We start from the raw sequence: 25,180 nt of genomic DNA on the forward strand, positions 1-25,180 counted from the left end.
TCTTCGCTGTAATAACCCAAAATTATTCCTTTTTTCTCTTTGTCTGAGCTTATCCTAATTTGCACAAGTTATTTATTTTTCATTCCTAAGTGGTGTCACTGGAGCAGGAGGAGTTTTAATCAACCAACAGAAGGATAAATAATAAATAGCATTTACATCAGCTTGCCTATGACCATTGCAATCACATTGCCAAGAAAAAAGCACCCTAACCACATTGGTTAGAGTGCTTTGACATTATTCAAGGAGAAAACTTAATAACTGTAAGCGGCGTTGGTTGCGACAAAGATTGCGATCGCACAACCCAAAAACTTAAAAGAAAAAATCAAGATTTGAAAAATATCCATTTTGGGAGGGGAGAACAATTAAAGGGTTGAGACTGCATTTGCCAAAACTAAAACGGCGATCGAACCAGCGTAGAACTTGAAGATAAATCCGCCGAAGTGAAATACTGACATTAGTTCTGCTCTTTTTTTACTTATCTCTCGATGAATTAATTTAGTGTCGAACTTTTTTAAGCGTCAGGTGGTGATGGCAGCATTGAGTTAGTTTGAATTTGATCACAGTAGTTTAGTGATTGCGATCACTAAACTACTCAAAACGGTATTGCTTTTTGGAGCTTAGGACAGATCCAGCTATTCCAAATAAATAGCTGGATTGTATAGCTTTAGTTGCTCTAAAAATATGCAACCCAGAATGGAGTTGTATATCTAACTTCTCTGGCTAAGGATATAAACGTATTTACAAAGTTTTGCGCACAAGCTGGAAAGTGTAACTACACTTTTGGGGATTGGTATTAGGATAGTGGGATAACAAAAATCAGTAAATATGCAAATATCTTTAGAAAATCTATTAGAAGAACTATCTGGCATCGAAGCGATCGCAAATCCTGCTCAAGTAGCTAAACTCTCAGAGGATTATTTTCATTTTAGTCCAGTGCTTGTTCCGTTATTGACTGGCAAAGTTGGAGATATTGTAGTCCGTCCTAAAAATGAAAGTGAGGTATTGAGAATTGCTAAAGTCTGTGTAAAATATCAAATCCCTCTTACATTGCGCGGTAGTGGGACTGGGAACTATGGACAATCCACGCCACTCAAAGGCGGCATAATTTTAGAGACATTACGCCTACAAGAAATCAAATGGATTAAAGCGGGATTAGCTCGCGTAGAGACAGGCGTAAAACTAGCTACACTAGACAAAAAAGCTCAAGAAATTGGATGGGAATCACGTATGGTTCCATCTACCTATAGAATTGCTACAGTTGGTGGATTTATCTCTGGCGGAAGTGGTGGGATTGGCTCTGTTTTGTATGGGCAATTGCGCGATCGCGGTAACTTGAGATCTGTACGTGTAGTCACCCTCGAAGATGAGCCGCGCATCATTGAATTGCGAGGTGATGATGTCCAAAAGGTCAATCATGCTTATGGAACTAATGGCATTATTACCGAACTGGAAGTTCCCCTTGCGCCAGCCTATGCATGGATGGAATGTATTGTTAGCTTCACCGATTTCATGACCGCAGCTAGATTTGGGCAAGCCCTCGGCAATAGCGATGGCATCATCAAAAAGATGATTAGCATTCATGCTGCCCCGATTCCAAGCTATTTCGCGGCGTTGCAAAGCTATATTCCGACAGGTGCTCATTGTGCTCTAGTGCTAGTTGCTGAGAGCGATCGCGAGCCGTTTGCAAGCCTTGTTCAAGAATTTCAGGGCGAGATTTGTTATGAAAAAAGCGCTCAAGAAGCTAGCAAAGGTATCAGTCTAGTTGAGTTCACTTGGAATCACACGACCCTACATGCTCGTGCTGTCGATCCTTCCCTAACTTATCTCCAGAGCCTATTTTTGAATGATCCGAAACTAGAACTTGTGCAGCAGATGTATGAGTTTTTTGGCGATGAAGTGATGATGCATTTGGAGTTTATTAAGGTGAATGGAGTCGTAATTCCTGCGGCGATTCAAGTTGTGCGATTTACCGATAGCGATCGCCTAAATGCAATTATTCAATATCACGAATCACAGGGCGTATTTATCGCTAATCCTCACACCTATATTCTCGAAGATGGAGGTATGAAGACAATTGATTACGATCAACTAAACTTCAAGCGCATGGTCGATCCATACGGACTTATGAACCCCGAAAAAATGAAAGCATGGCAGATGTAGGGTGGGCAATGCTCACCTAACCGAAACTCTCTGGCTATAGGAAAACAAAGTAGGGTGGGTAATTACCCACCCTACTTTGTTTTCCTATTTGTTGCGATCACAGGCTAAACTATACATAACTTTACAATGCGATCGCTTTGGCTGTCATGACTGCAAATATTTTACTGAGAGAAAATCTTTACCATAACGATTCCCAAGCTCAAAGTTTACCTGCGGGCGGACTAGATCCTGATCGCTTTGACTGGAAAGAGGTTTGGTATCCCGTCTTTTATATCGAAGACTTAGACAAAGCTAAACCGTCAAAATTCACCTTGTTAGAGAGAGATCTGGTGATTTGGTGGGATCGTCATACAAATGCATGGAAAGCCTTTGATGATCGCTGTCCCCATCGCCTCGTGCCTCTGTCGGAAGGTAGAATTGCTGAAGATGGCTTATTAGAATGTCCCTATCACGGCTGGGCTTTTAAAGGTGATGGAAGCTGCGATCGCATTCCCCAGCAACCCGAAGGAGGAAATGCTCATACTTCTAAGCGAGCTTGTGTAGCAGCATTACCGACTGCTGTGCGTCAAGGACTGTTGTTTATTTACGCGGGCAACCCAGAAAACGCATCTCAAGTCAAAATCCCAATTATCGAACCTCTAGAAACCGAGACGGAAAAATGGACACTTTTTGGGACATTTCGTGACTTGCCCTATGATGCACTTACTCTTTTAGAAAACGTTCTTGATGCGAGTCATCTTCCATTTACGCATCATAAGTCAGTTGGTAATCGTGCCAATGCGGCTCCAATGGTATTAGAGATTCTTGAAAGCAATAAAAATGGATTTAATGGTACATGGGAAGAGGGGCCTAGACGTGGGAAATTAGGGAAACAAGATACTACTTTTATCGCTCCTGCGACAATGTGGCATGATCTCACTTCCAAACAATTTGGTAGAACGATGACAGTGGTTTATGCCACTCCAACTCGCAAGGGGGAATGCCGTTTATTTGCCAGATTCCCTTTCCAATTCAGCTCTGCAATTCCGAGATTCTTCATTAGTATCACTCCGCGTTGGTATTCGCACATTGGCCAGAATGGAATTCTAGAAGACGATCAGATTTTTTTGCACTATCAAGAACGTTATCTAGAGCAAGCTCTTACTATGCCAGAGAGCAATGGGAATTATGCTAAAGCTTTTTATTTAGCAACTTCAGCTGATACCTATGTTTCTGAATTGCGCAAATGGGTTAACAGGTATGAAGCTGATCCTTTTGCTGGAAAACAGCTAGCACTCCCTTTAATTAAAGAGGCGCTCTTAGATCGTTATCATTCTCATACTTCTAAATGTGCGAGTTGCAGTCAAGCGTTGAGAAATGTGCGACGAATTAAAACCGCAAGTAAAATTGTCGCCGCGATCGCATGGACTATAAGCCCATTAATTAGCTTCTTTTTTGCCCCCGCAAATTTGCTAGTAATTTTGTTGAGTTCTATTCCTATGGTAATCGCGATCGCTCTATGGTTAATATGCAACAACCTAGAGCAGAAGTTTATCTACGGTCAAGAAATTCCATTACGTAATTTATAGCGAAAGCTCCTTTAAAGCAAAAAAGAGAGAGGTAGAGCGAAGCTCTAGCTCTCTCTTTTTTGCTTCATGCGATCAGGGGAACATGCTGTGTCCCCTCGATCTTATATACTGGCGATTGCTTATCCGAAGATAGAGGTATCGCAAATCACTATCCTTGTCTTCTATAAATAAATTGGAGAAAACCGATGATAAAGCTCTATGGTGGCGCAAGAAGTCGCGCCTCAATTGTCAAATGGTATCTAGAAGAATTGCAAGCTCCCCATGAGTTTCAATTGCTTGACATGCAAGTTGGACAACATTTACAGCCCGAATTCTTAGCAATTAATCCCTTTGGCAAAGTCCCTGCGATCGCAGATGGTGACTTTCTACTATGGGAGTCAGGAGCAATTTTGCTGTACCTTGCCGATAAATATGCAGAGGTAAAAACTTTAGAAGAAAGAGCGATCGCTTCTCAATGGGTCTTATTTGCAAATGCTACGCTTGGACCTGGATTGTTTGGCGAAGAGAACCGCGAAAAAGAAACGCCAAGATTGCTCGGCGGTATTAACAAGATTGTCGAAAATCAATCTTATATCGCAGGCGACAACTTCTCAGTCTCAGATGTGGCAGTTGCTGCGATTCTTGGTTATGCGATTTTGTTTATCAAAATATCCTACGCTGACTATCCTGCGATCGATGCTTACATGAAACGAATTAGCGATCGCCCTGCATACAAAAAAGCAATTTTAGGGATTGAATAAAAAAAAGGGAGCGAAATGCGCTCCCTTTTTTTTATAGAAATTTAGCTAGCAGATCCGAGTCCAACGTAGGAACCATAAAAGAATAGGCCGACAACAACCAGTACGCCAGTACCAGCAACCGTGGCAACTAGCCAAAGCGGAATACGTCCATTTTGAAGCATGAATTAAACCTCCAAATAAAAATGATTTTTATGAAATGAATTGCAAAACTAGTTGAAGAAATAGCTGGAAAAAAGTAGAACAGTCACGAAGATTAGCAGTAGTCCCAAAAAGAGAGAAGTACGGTTCAACTCTACAGGTTGGCTGTTAGGATTTTTAGGAGCCATAGGTAGGGGGGAGGTAAAAGGAAAAAGGTAAAAGGAAAAAGGTAAAAGTTTTGTTTTAAAAAAGCAAAACTGAAATGGGTTTCAATTAGCGGCTGATGAATTGCATAGCTGCGATCGCGCCGATGAAGAACACGGTAGGAACTCCTAGACCGTGAACTGCTAGCCAGCGGAAAGTGAATACGGGATATTGGATGGGTTGATTAGGATTATTGCTTGCCATAGTTATTAATTAGTAGATGCGTTGATTTTGGTTGTTAATTTGGAGTCGTTAATTTAGAGCTTAAGTTTATATCTACAAAATTAACGAAATGCTTTGAGCCAAGCACTATTTACCCATTTGAATATCTTTGGCGGGATTGTAGCGATCGGTTACAAGAGGTGCGGTCTGACGATCTTGAGCGTAGTACTCGTTGGGTCGTGGTGTGCCAAATACGTCATAAGCTAAGCCTGTGCTTACAAATAGCCAACCTGCCAAAAACAACGCAGGAATGGTAAGGCTATGGATTAGCCAATAACGAACGCTAGTAATAATGTCGGAAAATGGGCGTTCTCCAGTAGTACCTGCCATAACAGTCCTCTAAATGTGTGATGTTTAAAATCTTTATCTTAAATAATAATTTACTATTGTACATACTTGCCATCGCAAACCAGCAATTCTCATTATGAAACTGATTTTGGTGTTTCCAGAACCGAAGGCTCTGGAAACACCAAAATCGGTTTTCTGAAAGCTTGCCAACGGCGAGCTTTCAGAAAACCGATTTTTATAATGAAAATTGCTGATCGCAAACATAAATCCACAGAGATAAGTAAGGATGCTTTGCACTGCCGCATCAATCTAAAAGCAACTAGTTCATGAAAATTCGCAAAATCAATAATAATGAACGCCTTGAAATTCTCAAGGGGGATTTGTATGCCTATTCGCGTTGGACTAATCAAGATTTGCCCCGATCGCATTTGACAGCGATAAATCCTGAGGAGGTCTTAGCTGCAGAAATAGATGGCAAGATTGTGGCAGCGTTGCAATGTTTTAGTTTTCAGCAATCGGTGCGTGGCAGTCTTAAGACGATGGGGGGCATCGGTGGTGTCTGGACATATCCCGAATATCGTAATCAGGGCTGTGTGAAAGCCCTGATGAAAAGTTCATTTTTAGAAATGCGGATGCAAGGGATTTGCGTGAGTATGCTTACGCCATTTAAGGAAAGTTTTTATGGAGCCTTGGGCTATGCGATCGCCAATGCCACTAATGAGATCAATATTCCAATTTCTTCTTTAGTAAGTTATTTAAAATTACCAAATTCAGCTAATTTAACCTGCGATCGCATTCCTGCAACAGAAGTAAAGGATATTTTGTCTAATTTCCTTTACGAAAACCTGCGATCACAGACTCTTCAGCCCCACAGTCATGGACTAGCAATTACTAATTTTACCTACGATCAATGGTGGCATTTGCATCGCCAAAAGCTCTGTGTGGTGATCAAACGCGATCGCCAACCTGTCGCCATCGCAATCTATGCGATCGATAGCAGTGGCAATTTGCCGATGCGAGATCGCCAGATTGAAATTTCATCAATATTTTGGACAGATCTTGAGTCACGCGATCGCCTATTGCACTTCTTCGCCAGTCATCGCGATCAAATTCATAGTCTAAAAATGCCCGTCCCATTAGGAGCAAATGTCCATTCATGGCTCAGTAATGCAGGACGCTTAGATTCATCGATGACTGAGCCTTGGATGGTCAGAGCGATCGATATTGTCGGCGCTTTGCATGGCTTACCGATCGCCTGTGAGCCTTTTACCTTTGTCCTTAAGGATCCTTGTTGTAACTGGAATGATGGTGTATTTGGAATTAGTGGAGATCTCCATGTTGATCGCAGTCAGCTTGCGGTCAAACGCTATGGTAACGGCGATATGGGTAATCTAGCGATCGACTTTCGTACCACGATATCAGGTATGTCAGCTTTGATTTATGGTACTCAATCGATCGAGGAACTTGTTCATAGCCAATTGATTACCGACATCACTCCAGAAACATGCGATCGATTAGAAAAATGCTTTACACCATGTCTGATTTATAATCCTTTTAAGTTCTAACAATGTCAAAGTAGCAAAAGTCATAAGTCTTTGCTACTTTGATGAATAGCAAAAGCATGAAAGAAAAACTCACTCGCAGTCAAGAACGAGTGCTCCATCTCCTCCAACATCACGATCGCGCTGTATCAGCGCAAGATATTCACTCGGAGTTACGCAGTAGTGAAAACAGCGTGGGTCTAGCCACGGTCTATCGATCGCTAGATACTCTCAAGCTGCAAGGCTTAATCAAAGCTCTGACCTTACCCAATGGCGAAACCGTCTATAGCGTCACCCCTGCCGATAGACATCATCTTAATTGCCTCAATTGCGGTAAGTCTTTACCCATCGACTCTTGCCCCATCCATGATTTGGGTAATCAATTAGCTAAAAAACATACTTTTCAAATTTACTATCACACCCTTGAATTTTTTGGACTGTGTAGTGAATGTCAGCAGGAACCTCAAAGTTAGATCGGCGAGCGAAGCTCGCCGATCTAACTTTGGTTTTTAATTTAATTGGTGAAATATGCGTACTGTACTTGTTCCCCTCTTTGAAGGCTTTGAAGAAATAGAAGCGATCACGATTATCGATGTGTTGCGGCGTGCTGGTGTTGATGTGACTACCGCCAGCTTAGCTGCTCAAACCGTGATCGGTGCTCATGCGATCGCCATTATTGCCGATAAGCTTCTTGAACAAGTCGATGCTAGTCAATTTGATGCGATCGTCCTTGCTGGAGGTGCAGGTACTTTTCGGCTCAGAGAAGATTCCAGAATTACCAAAATATTAATAGCCCATGCCGCAGCAAACAAGCTGGTCGCAGCTATCTGTGCAGCTCCTAGTGTTCTCTCTGCCGCAGGATTACTCAAGGATAAACGTGCAACATCCTATCCATCGGTTAAAGATCAAATGCAAGTCGCGGAATATTTGACAATTCCTGTGGTCGTTGATGGCAATGTGGTGACCAGTCGTGGCGCAGGAACAGCGATGGCATTTGCGCTCAAGTTAGCGGAAATTTTGCAAGGTGAAGCGATCGCCAATCAACTTGCTATAGACATGATTGTTTAAAGCAAGAGAGAGACAAAGCACATCTCTCTCTTGCTTTAATTTTTACTTTTATGTAAAAGCAAGCAGTCCAAAGTATAAAAATATGCCCAAGATCGGTATAAACGTTAACAAACCATAAAGCGATGATTTGCCGAGATTAACTGGCATAGCAAATAAGATGATAAAGGCAATGACGATGTTAACGAGGGGAATAAAAAGTAAGATTAGCCACCATCCTGGTTTTCCTGCGGCGCGAACCATTACCCAAGCTTGAGCGATCGGAATCCATGCCAGCCAACTATTGGGAATACTGAGCTTATCGGCAATTTTCATCATACAGAAACTGGTGAAAACATAGATGACAAGACCAAAACCTCCTGCAAAAAGAAGGATTTTGTCTGCAAGAGCTTTTTGTTCATCAGTTAGTGAATCATAAGTTACTCTACTGGGATTAGTTGCGTCGGTGGGGGTGTCTTGAGCAATGAGCCGATCGTTATTTTGGGCAATTATTGAAGATGAAGCGATCGCATTTGACAACGAACTAGAAGCAGAAAAACTAGGCTCAACAACAAAATGCTGTAATCCAATCACAGCAAACAAAGCAATCAAAAACAGAGAAATTCTACGCCACACCATACCCAGATGTGTAAAGCGTAGATATTTGGATACTTTCACTTTTAATACTCCCACAACCAGTTCAAGATAGAACTTCTGGTAATAGAGTAAGCCTATAGGAATATCTATCTAGTGCATTAAAGAACTTCAAGTTTCTTAATTCTAGATCAAATTAACCCTACGGCAATTTGCCAATGTAATCGCGGATTACGGGTGTAAAGATTTTAACGACCTGTTGATAAACTTCTCTTTTAAATCTAACAATCGAATCAAGAGTCTTATCGATCGCCATAAATTGCACCACCCGAAACTCGCGATCGTGGATATCTAACTTACAGTCAGACGCAGGATGATCCCAATAAAAAGCAAACCAACGCTGTCTTTGTCCACAATAGTTAGCCCATTTTCCCGACAGTTTTAAGGTTGACGGGAAATCGTAATACAACCATTCAGGATGTACATAGGCTAAAACGGCATCATTAATGCCTACTTCTTCATATAGTTCACGCAAAGCTGCTGCTTGAGGATCTTCACCCTCATCGATTCCGCCCTGCGGAAATTGCCATGAATCAGGCACACCGACACGTTCACCGACTAGCACTTCACCTTTGCGGTTAAAAACAATAATCCCCACATTTGGGCGATAAGATTTTTCTGGTGTCATAGATTTTCACGTAAACAAAGCAAAAGCATAGCACCGCCGCCAATTATCATCAAAAAGAGAAATCCTCACGCTGAGCGTGAGGATTTCTCTTTAATACCACAACACAAAATGGCTATGCCATTTTGTGCTTTTAAAACCCTTACTGGGTTCGGTTTTTAATTCACAAAAATGTCGTCATACTTTTGTGAATTGGCATAATAGAGATAGGAGTGGCGTATAGCGCCGACCCGCAGATCGTGGATCTAAACTAAAGCTCGTTCCAACTGAGCCACAGGCTCTAATATCTCAGGGCTTAGCCTCCGCTTAGGAGTTTGCAGCCCAACCATTTCCGCATTGCTTGCTCCTGGTGGAACCATCGGATAACAGTTCTCATTGCGCTTCACACGGAAATCAGCAAACACTGGCCCATCATAGGCAAGAATTTCCGCAACAGCAGATTGCAAATCACTTGGCTCAATAACCTTTATGCCCTTAATGCCAAAGGCTTCAGCAAGCTTCACAAAATCAGGCATACCCACTTCCATATTAGAAGAGGAGTATCGCTCATCATAGAAACTTTCTTGCCACTGACGCACCATGCCTTGCCAACCATTATTAATAATGATCACTTTGACCTTGATGCCATACTGCGCCAATGTGCCAAGCTCCTGAATATTCATCTGAATACTAGCATCGCCGCTAATACAGATCACTTGATCATCGGGAAGAGCTACTTTTGCACCCATTGCCGCAGGCATTCCATAGCCCATCGTGCCAAGTCCAGCACTCGAAATCCACTTGCGAGGACCAGTTTTAATTAACTGCGCTGCCCACATTTGGTGCTGACCAACATCAGTAGTGAAATAAGCATTGGGCGCTTGCTTGCCGAATTCATAGATGACTTGTTGCGGAGATAGCACATTGTCATAGGCAGGGACTTCAAGTGGATAGTCTTCTTTCCACTCATCAAGCTGAACAAACCAATCCTTGGTTTGAATATTTTCTTCATAGCTTGTGGCTTCAAGAATTGCCTGCAATACTTCCTTTACATCGCCAACGATGGGCACGTCAGGTTTGCGGTTTTTACCAACTTCAGCAGGATCGATGTCTATGTGAATAACTTTGGCTTCAGGCGCAAATGTATCTAGGCGACCTGTAACGCGATCGTCAAATCTTGCCCCAACAGCAATTAATAGATCGCAACCCTGTACGGCAAAGTTAGCGTAGGCAGTACCATGCATTCCCAACATGCCAACGGAAAGGTAATTATTTTCATCATAAGCACCTTTACCCATCAGGGTAGTGGTCACAGGCAACTGAAAGCGTTTGGCTAATTCAGCAAGCTCAACATGGGCATCGGCAAGTACCGTACCGCCGCCTGCGTAAAGTAATGGTCTTTTGGCTTCACGAATCAACGCGATCGCTGCTGCAATTTGATGTAAATATCCTTTGACCTTGGTCTGATAACCAGGCAAATTAATCTTCACATCAGGATTATATTCAAATGATTGCTGCGCAATGTCCTTAGGAATATCGATTAATACGGGGCCGGGGCGACCAGTCCCTGCAATGTGAAAAGCCTCAGTAACGATCCGCGCAATATCTTCAGCTCTACGAATCACATAGGAATGCTTAACAATTGGAAGAGTAATGCCCCAGATATCCGTTTCTTGAAATGCATCAGTACCGATCGCATAGGAAGGAACTTGCCCTGTGATCACCACCATTGGAATCGAGTCCATTTGCGCTGTAGCAATACCCGTCACCAGATTGGTTGCTCCAGGCCCTGAAGTCGCAACGCATACACCCACATTTCCAGTGGCACGAGCATATCCATCAGCAGCATGGACCGCTCCTTGCTCATGACGCACGAGGTAATGTTTAATTTCCCCTCTTGCCTCAGATTTATAAATTTCATCGTACACTGGCAGGATTGCTCCACCAGGGTAGCCAAAAATATGCTTAACACCCTGTCGTCTCACACTATCGATGAGAGCAAATGCACCCGTTGTTCGCAAAGTAGCCTCCTCTAGACTCATACTGATCTTGTTCGCGATCTAAGCAAAACTTGTTTTTGAAGCATTTCCAGATACTTTTCGCTAACTACTACGAACCAGTAGTTTGTAGCAAGTACCTTAAGTTGATAATTTGTAGCAATTGTATCGATAATAACATAGACAAGCTGCCCCAAAGCTGCTAAGAACAATGTCTTGCATTATCCAAAATTTGGGAGAAAAAGCCTAGACCACCTCAAATTTTGACTATGTTACTTAGCCAGAAACAAACCCAAACCCAAAAGATGAGTTGCGGCGCGAATCGCCGCAACTCATCTTTTGGGTTTGGGTCAGAAATGTGCGAAATATTAATAAACATGTAATGTTTGCCCCACTAAAGAGATCTTTAAGCTACAAAATACAGACAAGTCACATTTGAAAATATAATGACTTCGTGTTCTTCTGTCATATAGCGTCCATATAACTTCTCATGAGTGCAAATTCAGATAAAGATATTCCCGTCAATATCTACCGCCCTGCTAATCCATTTACAGCAAAATGTATTTCTAATGATGTACTGGTCAGACCAGGTGCTGCTGGCGATACCCGTCACGTCAAGTTCGATATTTCTGGAGGAGACCTTCGTTACCTAGAAGGTCAAAGTATTGGTGTCGTTCCCCCAGGTGAAGACAAAAATGGTAAACCGAATAAACTTCGTCTCTACTCGATCGCTTCAACTCGCCTCGGAGATGATCTTGATGGTAAGACCCTATCTCTAAGCGTCAAGCGTCTAGAGTATCAAAACGAAGCAGGTGAAACCATCAAAGGCGTATGCTCTAACTTCTTGACCGATCTCAAGCCTGGAGATGATGTCAAGCTAACTGGGCCAGTTGGCAAAGAAATGCTGTTGCCAGACGATCCCAATGCCACAGTCATCATGATTGCGACAGGTACTGGTATTGCACCTTTCCGTGCATTCCTATGGCGGATGTTCAAAGAAAAGCATGAAGATTACAAATTTAATGGCTTAGCTTGGCTGTTCTTTGGTGTGCCAACTGACACAACAGTTTTGTACAAGCCTGACCTTGAATGGTTAGCCTACAAACACAAACGTAACTTCCGTTACGATGTGGCAATTAGTCGTGAGCAGAAGAATGCTAAGGGTGAAAAAATGTACATCCAAAATCGCATGGCTGAATATGCTGATGAGTTGTGGGAAGTTTTGCAAAAACCAACTACTCATACCTATATGTGTGGCTTGCGTGGCATGGAAGACGGTATTTCGGAATTCATGACTAAGACGGCCGAAAAGAATGGTGCTGTCTGGAAGGATTTTGAGAAGCAAATGAAGCGTGACGGTCGTTGGCACGTTGAAACTTACTAAAACCTAAATAAAAAACAAAGGCTCGCATAGAGCCTTTGTTTTTTATTTTAGGTTTTAACTCCCACTTGGTTTCATAATTAGAGCTGCTACTGCTCACCCGTAAAGATGGAATTTTTCTGGTTACTTGTCGGAATTGGCATTGGTGCGATCGCTACTAGCGCTTGCTGGTTTAGCTGGAATTATGCCAAGCAAAGACAAAATCTTAGATTGCGTAAGCGATCGCGTCATGTATTTAAAGCAAAATCGATCCGTAGTTTTAAATTATGGACGCAGAATGTCCAACAAAATATTCGGCAGAGCTATAACGATCAATTTAATGCTCAATTTCAAATAACCGAGTCTAATGAAGATGAATACGAGCGCTTACTGTGGGCAAAAGTTGTTGACCTATCTCCCATCGGCTATATCCAAGTCAATCAAGATAACCGCTTAGTGGTATGTAATCAACAAGCCGCAACCATTATGGGGATTGCCAACCACCAACAAGGATTAATTCGTAAGCCATTTTTGCTGCAACTAATTCGCTCCTATGAGCTTGATCATCTTGTCGAACAAACGCGATCGCAAAGTTTAGCCTCCAAAGTTGATTGGGTCTTTCATCCCGCCATTCCTGATCCTGTTGATCCCGTACCACAGGTAGGTAGACCGATTCGGGCTTGTAGTATTTACTTGGGGCATGGTCAAGTTGGTATTTTTTTGATAGATCGCCAAGAAGCAGTAGCGATTACTCAGCAACGCGATCGCTGGACTTCTGACATAGCCCATGAACTTAAAACACCTCTAACCTCGATTCGTCTGGTTGCGGAGACTCTTGAGCCCCGCGTTGATCCTGCAGCAAGAATTTGGGTGGAGCGACTACTCAGCGAAATAGAGCGGATGACCAAACTTGTCCAAGACTTGCTCGAATTAGGACAGATGGATGTGGGGATTGAGTCTGTACTGAACCTAAGCGAGGTGAATTTATCGTCAATAGTGCGATCGGTCTGGGCAACCCTTGAGCCATTAGCAAATCGAAAACAAGTCAAACTCAGATATATTGGCAGCGAACAATTACTTTGGCAACTTGATGAATCACGCATTTATCGGCTTTTGCTGAACTTATTAGACAACAGTATTAAGCACAGTCCATCTCTTCAGTCGATTACAATCAAAACCAGCGTGTTAGACTCGACCTTAATAATAGAAATAATCGATGCAGGAGAGGGCTTTCCTGAAGAAGCTTTACCTCATGTTTTTGATCGTTTTTATAAAGTCGATCTATCACGAACAAGATCGGGAATGGATCGTGGGGGGAATGGATTAGGCTTAGCGATCTCTCGTCAGATTGTTACATTACATAAAGGAGTGATCGCTGCCAAAAATCATCCTGAGACTGGTGGAGTATGGATTACGATCACGCTACCATATCAAAATCCTACAAAATAAAAATTGTAAAGCTCTGAGCACTTTCATAACTAAATCATGAGCGCAGAAAAACTTCTGAAAGAATATGCTTCTGGTCGGCGTGACTTTGCCAGCTTAAATCTAGCTAATGCCAATTTGTTTAATAGCGATTTAATCGGCGTTAACTTGACCAAAGCTGACATGAGGCGAGTGAATCTTGTATTTGCTTTTCTTAACAAGGTTACCTTTAATCATGCCAATTTATCGGGTGCAAAACTCGGTGGTGCAACGCTTAACCAAGCGATCATGATGAGTACCAATCTGTCCGAGGCGGATTTACATGGAGCAATGTTGCAACGGGTGAATCTATTTGGGGCAAATCTGTCCCTTGCCAACTTGATGGATGCTAATCTAAGTGAGGCAGATTTACGCAGCGCCAACCTCCGTGGCGCAAATTTACGCTGTGCAATATTAAGTGCCACTCTCATGAGAGAAGAGCGAGGCTATCCTCCTACAAGTATGAGTGGCGCAAATTTACGCAAGGCAGATTTACGCGGAGCAAACCTAAGTGGAGCCGATCTTACGGGAGTTGATCTTTCTGACGCAAATCTTAGTGAAGCAACTCTCTCAAGGGTTAATTTGCAAGGAGCTAATTTGAGTGGTGCGATCGCGATCGGGGCAATTTTTACTGAGGCAAATCTGAGTAATGTAAATCTTACAGAGGCGAATCTTAAAGGTGCAAACCTGACAAAGGCTGATCTCAAAAATGCAAACCTGCGTCTCGCTAATCTATTTGCAGCAAATCTCACTAAAGCGAATATGAGCATGACAACATTAAGTAGTGCAGGATTGATTCAGTCAATACTTAATGGTAGTGATCTATCGCGATCGCTGTTAGACAAAGCCAATCTTAGTCAAGCTAGTCTAGTTGATGCTTACTTAGTAAGAGCCAATCTTGATGGAGCCGATTTTAGTGATGCTGTGCTGACCAGAGCTGAGATGAGTGGAGCTAGCACTATTGGTACAATTTTTAGTGGCGCAACAATGCCTGATGGTAAATCTCACTCTTAACTAAGTATTTCGGCGTAATTAAACCCCAGACTCAAAACCCTCGCAGCAGGCGGCGCAGGTTTTAGAGTTTTATATTTAATTGCGTCTAATTACTTAAAAGGTCGTATTTGTACAGCCTAAGATCCTTGACTTAGAATGCCTTCATCAATCAATATGTCAACTGAGCATTGCAGCGCACAACAAAAATATGGAAGATTTAAATCTTCTAGAGGAAGTAATAGATAGCTTAGAGCAAGACAGCAATGTTCTTCGCATCAAACGACTGATCCTCTTTACCTGTCATGATTCTTGGTCAAACGATGTCAACGAAGTTAAATCGTTGCATATGAGTCTGCTCGTCCGAGACTTGATGATCATGTTTCCTGATCTCAATAGGCTCAAGCACAAGTTAAACAGCCAAGTTAAGCAACTTAGCAAGCAGTCAGACTATTTACTGGCTGCTGACAACATTATCGATAGTCTTGGATTTCTCTATACTCTGCGGGATGAAGGAAAACTTCCCCATAGTTTTTTAAACCTAGAGACATCTTCAGACTCTCAAAATGGATCTCTTCCAATTAGAGATGAGGGGGCTGAGAGAAACGATAGTGATACGATTCCCCATAAACACAATCTTCAATATTTAACGAATCTATTTGATTTGCGTAATGATATTTCACGAAATGTCAGTCCTCTTCATGCCAAAATTCTGCTTTTTTCAAGTCTAAATTATCGTTTTAGCCCACAAGAACGTGACTGGTCAGCACTCTATACCTACGATATTGATGATTTGATTCAGCTTATCTTTCAAACCTATGAAACTGTTGAAGCCCTAGAAACAAGGCTAACTGAAGTAAGCCTAACGCTAGATCAACCTGAAGATGCTAAACGCGCCGCTGCTGTAATTTTACAAGCCATCAAACCTTTCTATTAAAAAGCTACAGTGCTTTTCAATCCCAAACCAAGAGGGCTTTTGAAAGTGTTGCTTTGCAACACTTTCAAAAGCCCTCTTGGTTTGTTTGAACTGCTATAAAACTCTAATGGGATTTGGTTTTCAAAACACAAAAGTGTCGCCACACTTTTGTGTTTTGGGATAATATCAAGTTAAACGTCGAGGCAAAATGACTAGTCCGCAAACTAAAGACGCGACTATGGGACTTGTTTATGGGCTTCTCGGTGTCATAATTTTTAGTATTACTTTGCCAGCAACCCGTATTGCTCTAACTGAATTCGATCCAGTATTTGTGGGACTAGGACGAGCGGTAATTGCTACGGGATTGTCATTGATTTTACTAATTACCACAAGACAGCCAATCCCATCTTGGCGATTTCTACCCAGTTTTGCTGTTGTCGTAGTTGGTGCTGTTGTAGGATTTCCGTTACTCTCAACCCTAGCAATGCGCGACGCTTCTGCGTCCTATGGAGCTGTAATTATCGGTCTATTGCCGCTTGCTACGGCTTTGTTTGGAGTTTTGCGAGCAGGAGAGCGACCATCGGTAAAATTTTGGATTTTTGCGATCGCGGGTAGTGGATTGGTGATTACTTTTGCGCTGATATCTGGTACAGGGAATATTCGTTTTGCGGATTTGGCTTTGCTAGGAGCAGTTTTCGCCGCAAGTTTGAGCTATGCAGAGGGAACGGTGTTAGCGCGTACTTTTGGATCGTGGCAGGTCGTGTGTTGGGCTTTGGTCTTTTCCTTCCCGTTTGTGTTGCCGATTGTATTGCAACATTTGCCATCTTCTTTTACAACTATTTCTAGCAGTGCTTGGATAGGCTTCTTGTATGTCAGTTGTTTCAGCATGTTTTTGGGATTTTTTGCTTGGTATCGAGGTTTATTTTTAGGTGGCATTGCTCGGATTGGTCAGCTACAACTTTTTCAGCCATTTTTGACGATCATTGCCTCAGCGATATTGCTAGGAGAGCCAATGACTTTCACGACATTGGGTTTTGCTTCGGGGGTAGTAGTATGTGTAGCCTTGGGCAGAAGCTCTCAATTTAACTCTAGTAAATAGGTAGGCACAATTAAATACCAACCCTCAAAATGACGCTGCCATTTTGAGGGTTGGTATTAATTTAAGATTGACTATTGTTACGTAAATCAAGATAAGCTTCTACAAATATTAGTTTTCATATTGACAAGCAATGGCAGCTACTTCCTCCCGACAGCCTAAGATTATTGTTCTTGATGACGATCCGACGGGTTCGCAAACGGTGCATAGCTGCCTACTGCTAACTAAATGGGATGTGGAAACTTTGCGGATCGGACTAGCCGATGCCTCGCCAATTATGTTTGTGCTGACAAATACGCGATCGCTTACGCCTGAAGATGCTACCAGCGTGACTCGCGAAGTTTGTCGTAACCTTAAGCCTGCGCTCGAAGCTGAAGGCATCCAAGAATTTATGATCGTTAGTCGCTCTGACTCGACGCTGCGGGGACATTATCCCATCGAGACGGATGCGATCGCTGAAGAGCTAGGTGATTTTGATGCACATTTTCTTGTGCCAGCATTTTTTGAAGGTGGGCGTTTCACCAAATCGAGTGTGCATTATTTAGTAGTTAACGGTATACCTACTCCAGTCCATGAAACGGAATTCGCTAAGGACTCTGTATTTGGCTATAAGCACAGCTATTTGCCTGATTATGTCGAAGAAAAAACCAAGGGCAAAATTCTTGCCGCAGATGTCCAGCGATTTTTATTAGGAGAAATTCGTGCAGGTGTACGTCAGCGCTTAGCACGCTTGCATGACAATCAATGCGGTGTGGTAGATGCAGAAAACCAAGCCGATCTGAATCAATTTGCCTCGGATATTTTGGCAGTTGCTTCGACTGGTAAAAGGTTTTTATTCCGCAGCGCCGCGAGTTTACTAACTGCCCTTGCGAAGCTCCCGCCCCAGCCGATCGCTGCCGAGGACATGTCGAAATATATGCGATCGCACAAAGCGGGTGTAGCGATCGTTGGCTCCCATGTCAAAAAAACTACTGAGCAGTTAGAACATTTGCTCAAAGCACCCAATACAGTTCCTGTGGAGATTGATGTCTCGCGCCTATTAAATGATGCCGATGCTCAATCAGCAATGCTTAAACAAGAAGCGCTAGCCCAAGTTCAGCAAGCCCACGCATCGGGTAAAACCGCTGTGGTGTTTACCAGCCGAAAAGAATTGGAATTTGCCGATACATCTACCCGTCTTGCTTTTGGTCAGTCAGTCTCAGCGCTTTTGATGGCGATCGTGCAGGAATTACCCGCAGATATTGGATTCTTAATTAGTAAAGGGGGCATTACATCCAATGATGTTTTGAGTACGGGGTTGAATTTGCCAACGGCAAGACTGCTAGGACAAATACTTGCTGGTTGTTCCGTTGTGCGTACTCCCGAAGATCATCCTCGTTTCCCCGATTTACCCGTTGTCTTATTCCCTGGGAATGTAGGTGATGCAAATGCATTGGCAACTGTATATACGAGACTTGCGATCGGTATCGAAACCTAAAAAAGTGTAAGACGGCGCTCCGCGCCGTCTTACACTTTTTTAGTAGCTGGCATTGCTGAGAGTTGTGCCATCTAGCAGAGCGTATTCAAAATTGCTTTTTATTAAATTTGCTCTATCCAGACATGCTTCAGTCAAATTCGCATGTTGCAGATTGGCATAGCTGAGATTACAACCAAAACAATTAGCCCCCGTTAAGTCTGCCCCTTGTAAATTTGCAAATTCAAGACGAGCATTGCTCAGATTTGCACCCCGTAAATTTGCATTGCTCAGATTTGCTCCCCTCAAAATTGCCCCACTCAAATTGGCTCCCCCCAGATTTGCTTCTTTTAAATTCGCATTACTCAAATCAGCATTAGTCAGATTAGTAAAGTTAAGAGTCGATCTCTCCAAATTTGTGCCCCGTAGGTCAGACTCACTTAAATCAGTCAGGTCAAGATCAGCATTTCGCAAATCTGAACTGGTAAAACTAATAGATGAAAGCTTGCAGCAGGATAATTTCAGCCCTGAAAAATTTTCTGATTCAAAATCTTTACGCCCCATCTCATACAATTTTTTGATAGCCATCCCCATAGCGAGGGCATTAGTTGTCGGAGAGTGATGAGTTTTAGAATCTTGAGTGGACATCATGACGATCGCTCTCTAGCTGGCACATTTAGCTGTTTGTAACTATTGATTCAAATATAAGGCGATCGCCATTAATTACACTTCACCCTATTGGATTGCATTGCTTTCGGGATAAAGCCCACAGATTATTTAGGCTTAAGGTAGAATAATAGTAATAAGCGTTATTAAATAGTGCTTATTCTCGTTTTTTATCGACAGTGGAGAAAATAATGTCTAAAGAACAAAAGGGCAATAAAGAGACCAAAAAACCGAAAAAAGATCCTTCTGAGAAGAAAGAGAAAAAAGATCCTAATAGATACAATTAATTTGAATTTAGAAGGTGAAAAATTAAGTTTTCTTATATCGAAAGGTTAATGCTAGTGATAGATAGTGCTGCTAGCATTGGTTATTAAATATTAAACTAGTTGTTTCAATTCAAAAAAAGAATAAAAGCCTTATCCTGACTGCTAAGCTGTCAGAATAAGGCTTTTAGGTTTTTATATTTAATTATGTCTACCTTCTCATATCAGTAAATTACAAATTGCTATGCCAACGGATACTTTAAGTAAACAAAACAGCAAAGATTTTGCTGAATATGACCCACAAATATTACGAAGAGCCGAAGTAGCTTTACGATGCGCTCCATTTACAGTGAAGTTGTTTGCAGATATGGCAACACATGGCGTAAATCTGAGGGCAATCGCTGGTAATGAGGGTATTGCAAATCAATATTTGACAAGTCCTACTAATTTAATTGGTGCGGAAAATGGTTTGTTATGGCTGATCCAAGTTGGCGTATTACGCCGTGAAGTTGATGGTCAGGGCATTACTGATAGTTTTCGGCTGACACCGATGGGTCATTTGTTATTGGATAAATGGCGATCGCAACCAAGATTTCCGATCGCGAGTTTAGGCGATCGTTGCCAAAATTTTTGGGCGCAAATTCAAATATCGCGATTTCTCTAAAATATTCTTACTCCCTTCCCACTAAAGAAATAGACATCAAAAACCAAGAATTAGCGTTGCGGCGCGAAGCGCCGCAACGTCTAATCCTTCGCTGGGAAGGGAGTATAGCGCTTTGTGCTGACACAAATCTTATCCAAATCATCGAGAGTGTGAACAAACTTTCGGGGATTAAAAAACAAACCCAGTAAAGGTTTTAAATCCTCAAAATGGCTCTGCCATTTTGAGGATCGGTATTACTATAAAAATAAAAGCAGCCCTTTGGGCTGCTTTTATTTTTGGAATGGAACAAAAAAACAAGGAGATCGTCTGATTGTTAGAGACTTAATATGCCTATATCGTGACGTATTGTGCGCCAATATAGCCATGTGCCAACAAGCATAAGTTGACTCTAGCAAATCATGCAGTAAATCGAGCTAGGAATAAATAACGATGAATATTGTCAGTAAAAATTTTCGTAGTCAAATAGGCAAAAGATTCCAGAAGACATCTCTCTGTCTTCTTGCAGCAACTCTTACTACAGCATCTTTTCTAAATACTATAGAAGCGATCGCAGCTCCATCTGTTCCCCAAATAGTTGCTCAAGTTCCACAGGACTGGCAAACTGGGGTGCAGCTATTGCGTTTGCTGGACAACTCTGGCAACCTCTCAAGCATTGGTATTTTACTAGATATTGCCAATAAGCCTTCTACTACCTACGCAAACGCTGTGTATCAGCTTTATGTAAAACGCGCTGGGGAATGGCGCGAAGTCTATACCAATTCAGGTGCAAGACTGCTCTCCAAAAATGCAGGGCGACAGTTTACAGCCGTAGAAGTGATATCCCTAAGTTCGCTGAGCGAAAAAATCTCCCTTGATGATATTTACAATGGGGATCTCAAGGCGGTTACTAGTGTTCGCTATGACTTACCCAATGGGGTCAAAGATTCGAGATTTGAGATCGAAGAAGTCAAATCTTTTACTTCAATTGCAACGGCTAGCGCATCCGAGGTGAAAGCGGGACGCATTTCTTCGGTATATACCAATACCAGCAACTCATCTAACAATTCTTCCAACAATTCCTCAAACAACTCATCAAACAACTCCTCGAATAATTCCTCAAACAATTCCTCAAATAACTCATCTAACAATTCCTCAAACAATTCAGGGCTTTCCGATCGCGATTTGGGAATTACAAATGGTTCTCAATCAACGACTACACAGTCTAGTCAAACAGTAGTCATTCAAAACACAAATGTCCAGACAGGTAGTTCTGTTAAACCAATGAAGCCCATTGTTGTCTCCAAAAAATATGAGGATGACGATGAAGATGATGACTATGATGACCGTAGCCGAACAGATCGCAAAGAACGGAAAGAGCGTGATGGTGTTGAGCTATCCAAGAAGAATCCTCATCGGGGGCATTTTAGCCTTGCCATTTTGCAAAATCAGCCCCGTCTATCTCAGGTGATTGCGCGGATATCGATCAAGTCGAAACGTTCTAACGGATTTCTTGTAGAGCGCTTTGTCGGTGATTATCGCTTTAATATTAATCAGAGGGCAACTTTCATCCGTGGGCTGAACCCTGGCGATCGCCTAATCGTCCGTTTGTTCGATTTGAATAATCGTCCTCTGGGCTATAGCGAAGTGCAACTGCTTAAGAACTTCTCAACTATTAGTCTGATTTTGCCCAGTGATCCACAAGCCTATGGCACTATTCGTACCGTCTGTGGTATTGACTCTCAGCGCGTTGGCAAAATTGATCGCAATGTTAAAGTCTATGACTACTTTACTCAAATCCAGACGACAACAACTCTCACTCAAACAGTTGCCCGCTTTTTGACAACATCTCAAGGTATTCCCCTTGGTTTGTTTAATGTTGCAGGGCTACCCCAAGCAACCAATCAATCTACCTATACTAATGCGTTTGCTAAAGGTGATTATTCGCTAATTAATCGCACAATTGAGGTGTTTACGAAGGATATGCCTCCTGTAATGCAAGTTCTACCAGGGCAGCTAGCCTCAGTAATTCCTATTACTGACTCGCAGTCTACCTTCGATGTAGTTCGCAAGATTCTAGATTTCAAAGATTTGCGTCCAAATGGCATTTCGACCTTGTTTTAGAAACCATTTAAGAATTGTCTAGATCCCCCCCAGCCCCCCTTAAAAAGGGGGGAGAATTAAATTCTTCCCCCTTTTTAAGGGGGATTGAGGGGGATCTCTTAGAGCTTTTGACCACAGAAAATATTTCTTAAATGGTTTCTTAACTAAAGAAGGGACGCTTAGCGTTCCTTCTTTAGTTTAATTCTCGAAAGTGTGATTACACTTTTGAGAATTAAGAACCAAACCCAGCGAGATTTTTATAGCTATACCCAAAAGAGAGTCTCGACGCAAAGCGCCGAGACTCTCTTTTGGGTTTGAAGTCTTACAGTAATTTTCGAGCATAAAGAACCACAATAAATTTTTCAAAAGTGTTGATTTACAATACTTTTGAGAAATTTATTGGTTTGGACTAGATTGCATTGAGTTAAGCATTGTAGCGATCGCTACACAAAGCCCACATAAACATCTCAAAGGTGTCAAGATTAATTCTAAGGATAGAAAGCACTAAGCAGCGCCTATCCTCTGACTATTCAAAGTGCAACTATATGAAAAAGATTTTTGTGCTTGATACTAATGTGCTGTTGTACGATCCAACTGCAATGAAACGCTTTGAAGATAATGAAGTCGTCTTACCGATGACGATTATTGAAGAACTTGATCGCTTTAAAAAACAGCCTGAGATGATCGGACGCAATGCGCGTCAGGTGTCACGATCCTTAGACGAATTGAGAATTCAAGGGAATATTATCAAAGGCATTGATCTCGAAAATGGGGGACTACTGCGAGTTGCCCTGTGCGATCGCGAAACTTTAAAAACCTTGCCTATTGAACTTGAAGGCGATCGCAATGACAATGCTATTCTTGCAGTTGCGCTCGAACTCAAGCGCAGTTGTCAATGTCGAGTCGTCATGGTCAGCAAGGATACCAACCTTCGCATCAAAGCCGATGCTTTAGGACTGGAAGCCCAAGATTACGAGACCAATAAGGTTGATATTTCAGAACTCTATACAGGTATTACTGAAGTAACCGTAGATCCGACAAAAATCGATCAACTTTTTAAAAATGACGCGATTACAATTGATGGCGAACGCTGCCCTAATCAAGCAGTGATGCTAGTTGATCAATTCAATCCATCTCATACTGCGCTAGCGATCGCCAGTAATAGCAGCCAAAATTCTACCAAACTCGTAGCCATCAATAAGCTGGTCAATTCAGGGATTGTAGGCATCAATGCGCGTAATCGCGAACAGAAATTTGCCCTCGATCTTTTGCTCAATGATGCAATTCCCTTGGTTACTCTCGTTGGTAAAGCTGGTACTGGGAAGACTTTGTTAGCGATCGCGGTGGGATTGCACAAAGTTGCCGATGAGCGAGTATATACTAGACTGCTGATCTCGCGTCCTGTAATTCCTATGGGTAAAGACATTGGCTTTCTCCCAGGGGACATCAAAGAAAAACTCACACCTTGGATGCAACCGATTTACGATAATTTTGATCTGATTTTTGGCTCGCAGTCTCCTAAAGGTCCTAAAGAAAAGCGTAGTCTTCATCCCCATACTCGGCGAGGACATGAAGATCTAATGGAAAGAGGACTGCTTCAGATTGAACCTCTCACTTACATTCGAGGACGAACTATTCCTCAGCAATTTCTGATTGTGGATGAAGCCCAAAACCTCACGCCCCATGAGCTTAAAACTATTCTTACCCGTGCTGGTGAAGGGACAAAAGTAGTTCTAACTGGTGACCCTGAACAAATTGATAATCCCTATATCGACGCTGCAAGTAACGGGCTAACCTATGTGGTTGAACGATTTAAAAATGATCCTCTGGCGGGGCATATTACCCTTAGTAAGGGTGAACGCTCTCAGTTAGCAGAACGTTCTACCGAACTTCTTTAAGCCCAAAAAGATGAGAGGCGGCACAAAGTGCCGCCTCTCATCTTTTTGTTTTTATGCGACGATGATGCAACAAGGAAAAAAGCTAAACTAAGGCAGTAATTTGTTGTTGTAGATCCAATCATTCTTCTTGAGTCAATTCTTCATGAGCTATCTCGAAACTACTGCCGAATTTTATGCGGAAGCCGCAAAAACTCCACAAGTTGGTTTGTGCTGCATCAGTACACCACCACTGCAATATCCAAATCTCAAAATCCCTCAAATCATTGAGCAGATGAACTATGGCTGTGGGACAACCATCCATCCTACAGAATTACGGGGTAACCCAACAGTCCTGTATATTGGCGTTGGCGGTGGTTTAGAGGCTCTTCAATTTGCGTATTTCTGTCGTCGAAAAGGAGGTGTTATTGCCGTCGATCCTGTCGCGGCGATGCGTGAAGTTGCTGGTCATAATTTACAATTAGCAGCTCAAGAGAATGATTGGTTTGATCCTGATTTTGTAAATATCCTAGAAGGAGATGCTTTTGCCTTACCCGTTGCCGATGCCTCAGTAGATGTGGTTGCCCAAAACTGTCTATTTAATATTTTTGAGCCTCAAGACTTACAACGAGCTTTAAAAGAAGTCTATCGAGTTCTCAAGCCTAAGGGAAGATTAATTATGAGTGACCCGATCGCAACTCGTCCTATTCCCACCAACCTCCAATCTGATGAACGTCTCCGCGCCATGTGTCTATCAGGAGCATTAACCTATGATCAATATATTCATTATCTCGTTGAAGTAGGATTTGGACAGATAGAAGTCCGTGCTCGTCGTCCCTATCGTTTGCTTGATACTCATAGCTTTGATTTGGATACACCGCTAATGTTAGAGAGCTTAGATTCCGTATCATTTAAGGTTCCCATTCCTAGTGATGGAGCCTGCGTGTTTACAGGTAAAACCGCAGTTTATAGCGGCTCTGACTCATCTTTAGATGATCGTGCTGGGCATGTTTTGCAGCGTGGTAACCCGCTTTCTGTATGCGATAAAACCGCTTCAAAACTTGCGGAGAAGTTTCCTCAAGAGGTGATGATCACAGATTCCACTTGGCACTACAACGGTGGTGGATGTTGCTAATTAATAAGAAAGCCCTCACTCCTAGTTTCTCTCCCAGAGACAAAAGGGAGCAACACTTTT

23 protein-coding genes and 1 pseudogene are annotated in these 25,180 nt (G+C 42.3%); 16 read left to right on the forward strand and 8 right to left on the reverse strand.

Features of this window, described 5'->3' with window-relative positions; genetic code table 11:
• The first annotated feature begins 825 nt into the window (after positions 1 to 825).
• The 3 genes from CQ839_RS09885 to CQ839_RS09895 all read left to right on the forward strand — a co-directional run bounded on the left by CQ839_RS09885 (position 826) and on the right by CQ839_RS09895 (position 4,468).
• A complete protein-coding gene (locus tag CQ839_RS09885) occupies positions 826 to 2,160 on the forward strand; it encodes an FAD-binding oxidoreductase (protein ID WP_103668119.1) in 1,335 nt (444 codons plus the stop codon).
• A gap of 146 nt (positions 2,161 to 2,306) precedes the next feature.
• Complete coding sequence (locus tag CQ839_RS09890) at positions 2,307 to 3,728, forward strand: Rieske 2Fe-2S domain-containing protein (protein ID WP_103668120.1); 1,422 nt, start codon at positions 2,307 to 2,309, stop codon at positions 3,726 to 3,728.
• A 185-nt stretch (positions 3,729 to 3,913) separates the two neighbouring features.
• Positions 3,914 to 4,468, forward strand: coding sequence for a glutathione S-transferase family protein (locus CQ839_RS09895; RefSeq protein ID WP_103668121.1), 555 nt, complete (start codon positions 3,914 to 3,916; stop codon positions 4,466 to 4,468).
• A 41-nt stretch (positions 4,469 to 4,509) separates the two neighbouring features.
• Here CQ839_RS09895 and CQ839_RS09900 read toward each other — a convergent pair whose 3' ends face one another.
• From CQ839_RS09900 to psbE, 4 genes are all read right to left on the reverse strand, one after another.
• Complete coding sequence (locus tag CQ839_RS09900; protein ID WP_009625496.1) at positions 4,510 to 4,629, reverse strand: photosystem II reaction center protein J; 120 nt, start codon at positions 4,627 to 4,629, stop codon at positions 4,510 to 4,512.
• A 48-nt stretch (positions 4,630 to 4,677) separates the two neighbouring features.
• Positions 4,678 to 4,794, reverse strand: a complete 117-nt coding sequence (locus tag CQ839_RS09905; protein WP_071590099.1) for a photosystem II reaction center protein L — start codon at positions 4,792 to 4,794, stop codon at positions 4,678 to 4,680.
• 85 nt (positions 4,795 to 4,879) lie between these two features.
• Entirely contained in the window at positions 4,880 to 5,014 is a 135-nt protein-coding gene (gene psbF / locus CQ839_RS09910) for a cytochrome b559 subunit beta (protein WP_094534729.1), read from the reverse strand.
• A gap of 105 nt (positions 5,015 to 5,119) precedes the next feature.
• Positions 5,120 to 5,362, reverse strand: a complete 243-nt coding sequence (psbE, locus tag CQ839_RS09915; protein WP_103668122.1) for a cytochrome b559 subunit alpha — start codon at positions 5,360 to 5,362, stop codon at positions 5,120 to 5,122.
• 284 nt (positions 5,363 to 5,646) lie between these two features.
• On the opposite strand from psbE, the gene eis reads away from it, so the two are divergent.
• The 3 genes from eis to CQ839_RS09930 are packed head-to-tail and all read left to right on the forward strand — an operon-like array spanning position 5,647 to position 7,929.
• Positions 5,647 to 6,885, forward strand: coding sequence for an enhanced intracellular survival protein Eis (gene eis / locus CQ839_RS09920; protein WP_103668123.1), 1,239 nt, complete (start codon positions 5,647 to 5,649; stop codon positions 6,883 to 6,885).
• Positions 6,886 to 6,941: 56 nt separating this feature from the next.
• Complete coding sequence (locus tag CQ839_RS09925; RefSeq protein WP_103668254.1) at positions 6,942 to 7,334, forward strand: Fur family transcriptional regulator; 393 nt, start codon at positions 6,942 to 6,944, stop codon at positions 7,332 to 7,334.
• Between the two features lie 55 nt (positions 7,335 to 7,389).
• A complete protein-coding gene (locus CQ839_RS09930) occupies positions 7,390 to 7,929 on the forward strand; it encodes a DJ-1 family glyoxalase III (RefSeq protein ID WP_103668124.1) in 540 nt (179 codons plus the stop codon).
• 48 nt (positions 7,930 to 7,977) lie between these two features.
• Here CQ839_RS09930 and CQ839_RS09935 read toward each other — a convergent pair whose 3' ends face one another.
• From CQ839_RS09935 to ilvB, 3 genes are all read right to left on the reverse strand, one after another.
• Positions 7,978 to 8,583, reverse strand: coding sequence for a DUF5684 domain-containing protein (locus CQ839_RS09935; protein ID WP_146048719.1), 606 nt, complete (start codon positions 8,581 to 8,583; stop codon positions 7,978 to 7,980).
• Positions 8,584 to 8,701: 118 nt separating this feature from the next.
• Positions 8,702 to 9,187, reverse strand: a complete 486-nt coding sequence (locus CQ839_RS09940) for an RNA pyrophosphohydrolase (RefSeq protein WP_103668126.1) — start codon at positions 9,185 to 9,187, stop codon at positions 8,702 to 8,704.
• A 242-nt stretch (positions 9,188 to 9,429) separates the two neighbouring features.
• On the reverse strand, positions 9,430 to 11,205 hold the full coding sequence (ilvB, locus tag CQ839_RS09945) for a biosynthetic-type acetolactate synthase large subunit (protein ID WP_103668127.1): 1,776 nt from the start codon (positions 11,203 to 11,205) through the stop codon (positions 9,430 to 9,432).
• Between the two features lie 466 nt (positions 11,206 to 11,671).
• Here ilvB and CQ839_RS09950 point away from each other — a divergent pair.
• From CQ839_RS09950 to CQ839_RS09975, 6 genes and pseudogenes are all read left to right on the forward strand, one after another.
• A pseudogene (locus CQ839_RS09950) lies at positions 11,672 to 12,544 on the forward strand (FAD-binding oxidoreductase); the annotation flags it as partial.
• 105 nt (positions 12,545 to 12,649) lie between these two features.
• Entirely contained in the window at positions 12,650 to 13,969 is a 1,320-nt protein-coding gene (locus CQ839_RS09955; RefSeq protein WP_103668129.1) for a cell wall metabolism sensor histidine kinase WalK, read from the forward strand.
• 36 nt (positions 13,970 to 14,005) lie between these two features.
• Positions 14,006 to 14,998, forward strand: coding sequence for a pentapeptide repeat-containing protein (locus CQ839_RS09960; RefSeq protein ID WP_103668130.1), 993 nt, complete (start codon positions 14,006 to 14,008; stop codon positions 14,996 to 14,998).
• 187 nt (positions 14,999 to 15,185) lie between these two features.
• A complete protein-coding gene (locus CQ839_RS09965; RefSeq protein ID WP_103668131.1) occupies positions 15,186 to 15,911 on the forward strand; it encodes a hypothetical protein in 726 nt (241 codons plus the stop codon).
• A 187-nt stretch (positions 15,912 to 16,098) separates the two neighbouring features.
• A complete protein-coding gene (locus CQ839_RS09970) occupies positions 16,099 to 16,989 on the forward strand; it encodes a DMT family transporter (RefSeq protein ID WP_103668132.1) in 891 nt (296 codons plus the stop codon).
• Between the two features lie 130 nt (positions 16,990 to 17,119).
• Positions 17,120 to 18,463, forward strand: a complete 1,344-nt coding sequence (locus CQ839_RS09975; protein ID WP_103668133.1) for a four-carbon acid sugar kinase family protein — start codon at positions 17,120 to 17,122, stop codon at positions 18,461 to 18,463.
• Between the two features lie 39 nt (positions 18,464 to 18,502).
• On the opposite strand, the gene CQ839_RS09980 is transcribed toward CQ839_RS09975, so the two are convergent.
• Entirely contained in the window at positions 18,503 to 19,090 is a 588-nt protein-coding gene (locus CQ839_RS09980; RefSeq protein ID WP_103668134.1) for a pentapeptide repeat-containing protein, read from the reverse strand.
• A gap of 522 nt (positions 19,091 to 19,612) precedes the next feature.
• Between CQ839_RS09980 and CQ839_RS09985 the strand changes: the two genes are divergently transcribed.
• The 4 genes from CQ839_RS09985 (at position 19,613) to arsM (ending at position 25,120) form a co-directional block, all read left to right on the forward strand.
• Positions 19,613 to 20,032 (forward strand): Npun_F0494 family protein, encoded by a 420-nt coding sequence (locus tag CQ839_RS09985; protein WP_103668135.1) that lies wholly within the window; start codon positions 19,613 to 19,615, stop codon positions 20,030 to 20,032.
• A 429-nt stretch (positions 20,033 to 20,461) separates the two neighbouring features.
• Positions 20,462 to 22,132, forward strand: coding sequence for a hypothetical protein (locus CQ839_RS24790; protein WP_146048720.1), 1,671 nt, complete (start codon positions 20,462 to 20,464; stop codon positions 22,130 to 22,132).
• A 524-nt stretch (positions 22,133 to 22,656) separates the two neighbouring features.
• The gene (locus tag CQ839_RS10000; protein ID WP_103668138.1) at positions 22,657 to 24,009 is read left to right on the forward strand and encodes a PhoH family protein; all 1,353 of its coding nucleotides are present in this window, start codon (positions 22,657 to 22,659) and stop codon (positions 24,007 to 24,009) included.
• A gap of 142 nt (positions 24,010 to 24,151) precedes the next feature.
• Entirely contained in the window at positions 24,152 to 25,120 is a 969-nt protein-coding gene (gene arsM, locus CQ839_RS10005) for an arsenosugar biosynthesis arsenite methyltransferase ArsM (RefSeq protein ID WP_103668139.1), read from the forward strand.
• Positions 25,121 to 25,180: the final 60 nt, after the last annotated feature.

It is taken from the genome of Pseudanabaena sp. BC1403, assembly GCF_002914585.1.
Taxonomy (GTDB): domain Bacteria; phylum Cyanobacteriota; class Cyanobacteriia; order Pseudanabaenales; family Pseudanabaenaceae; genus Pseudanabaena.

Excerpts from the sequence above, each read along its gene's own strand:
- arsM (WP_103668139.1), top strand. The coding sequence starts at position 24,152 with ATGAGCTATCTCGAAACTACTGCCGAATTTTATGCGGAAGCCGCAAAA.
- CQ839_RS09905 (WP_071590099.1), bottom strand. The coding sequence starts at position 4,794 with ATGGCTCCTAAAAATCCTAACAGCCAACCTGTAGAGTTGAACCGTACT.
- CQ839_RS09895 (WP_103668121.1), top strand. The coding sequence starts at position 3,914 with ATGATAAAGCTCTATGGTGGCGCAAGAAGTCGCGCCTCAATTGTCAAA.
- psbE (WP_103668122.1), bottom strand. The coding sequence starts at position 5,362 with ATGGCAGGTACTACTGGAGAACGCCCATTTTCCGACATTATTACTAGC.
- CQ839_RS09925 (WP_103668254.1), top strand. The coding sequence starts at position 6,942 with ATGAAAGAAAAACTCACTCGCAGTCAAGAACGAGTGCTCCATCTCCTC.
- CQ839_RS09980 (WP_103668134.1), bottom strand. The coding sequence starts at position 19,090 with ATGATGTCCACTCAAGATTCTAAAACTCATCACTCTCCGACAACTAAT.
- CQ839_RS24790 (WP_146048720.1), top strand. The coding sequence starts at position 20,462 with ATGAATATTGTCAGTAAAAATTTTCGTAGTCAAATAGGCAAAAGATTC.
- CQ839_RS10000 (WP_103668138.1), top strand. The coding sequence starts at position 22,657 with ATGAAAAAGATTTTTGTGCTTGATACTAATGTGCTGTTGTACGATCCA.
- CQ839_RS09890 (WP_103668120.1), top strand. The coding sequence starts at position 2,307 with ATGACTGCAAATATTTTACTGAGAGAAAATCTTTACCATAACGATTCC.
- psbF (WP_094534729.1), bottom strand. The coding sequence starts at position 5,014 with ATGGCAAGCAATAATCCTAATCAACCCATCCAATATCCCGTATTCACT.
- CQ839_RS09985 (WP_103668135.1), top strand. The coding sequence starts at position 19,613 with ATGCCAACGGATACTTTAAGTAAACAAAACAGCAAAGATTTTGCTGAA.
- CQ839_RS09960 (WP_103668130.1), top strand. The coding sequence starts at position 14,006 with ATGAGCGCAGAAAAACTTCTGAAAGAATATGCTTCTGGTCGGCGTGAC.
- CQ839_RS09955 (WP_103668129.1), top strand. The coding sequence starts at position 12,650 with ATGGAATTTTTCTGGTTACTTGTCGGAATTGGCATTGGTGCGATCGCT.
- CQ839_RS09900 (WP_009625496.1), bottom strand. The coding sequence starts at position 4,629 with ATGCTTCAAAATGGACGTATTCCGCTTTGGCTAGTTGCCACGGTTGCT.
- CQ839_RS09970 (WP_103668132.1), top strand. The coding sequence starts at position 16,099 with ATGACTAGTCCGCAAACTAAAGACGCGACTATGGGACTTGTTTATGGG.
- ilvB (WP_103668127.1), bottom strand. The coding sequence starts at position 11,205 with ATGAGTCTAGAGGAGGCTACTTTGCGAACAACGGGTGCATTTGCTCTC.
- CQ839_RS09975 (WP_103668133.1), top strand. The coding sequence starts at position 17,120 with ATGGCAGCTACTTCCTCCCGACAGCCTAAGATTATTGTTCTTGATGAC.
- CQ839_RS09930 (WP_103668124.1), top strand. The coding sequence starts at position 7,390 with ATGCGTACTGTACTTGTTCCCCTCTTTGAAGGCTTTGAAGAAATAGAA.
- CQ839_RS09940 (WP_103668126.1), bottom strand. The coding sequence starts at position 9,187 with ATGACACCAGAAAAATCTTATCGCCCAAATGTGGGGATTATTGTTTTT.
- eis (WP_103668123.1), top strand. The coding sequence starts at position 5,647 with ATGAAAATTCGCAAAATCAATAATAATGAACGCCTTGAAATTCTCAAG.
- CQ839_RS09965 (WP_103668131.1), top strand. The coding sequence starts at position 15,186 with ATGGAAGATTTAAATCTTCTAGAGGAAGTAATAGATAGCTTAGAGCAA.
- CQ839_RS09885 (WP_103668119.1), top strand. The coding sequence starts at position 826 with ATGCAAATATCTTTAGAAAATCTATTAGAAGAACTATCTGGCATCGAA.